The organism is Mammaliicoccus sp. N-M50 (genome assembly GCF_022386995.1).
Lineage (GTDB): Bacteria > Bacillota > Bacilli > Staphylococcales > Staphylococcaceae > Mammaliicoccus > Mammaliicoccus sciuri_A.
The window spans coordinates 1-207 of sequence record NZ_JAJNJA010000048.1; the positions used below are offsets into that span (position 1 = coordinate 1).

The following is a 207-nucleotide window of genomic DNA, read 5'->3' on the forward strand; positions in this document are numbered from 1 at the left end:
CCGTCGAAGGTGGGACAAATGATTGGGGTGAAGTCGTAACAAGGTAGCCGTATCGGAAGGTGCGGCTGGATCACCTCCTTTCTAAGGATATTACGGAATGACCTTTAGGTCATGGAATAACGAAGACATATTGTATTCAGTTTTGAATGTTTATAACATTCAACATTGCACATTGAAAACTAGATAAGTAAGTAAAATAGATTTTAC

The 207-nt window shown here is 38.6% G+C and carries 1 rRNA gene; it reads left to right on the forward strand.

Features of this window, described 5'->3' with window-relative positions:
* Positions 1-81: ribosomal RNA gene (locus tag LQ622_RS15010) — 16S ribosomal RNA — on the forward strand; the annotation flags it as partial.
* Between the last annotated feature and the right edge of the window lie 126 nt (positions 82-207).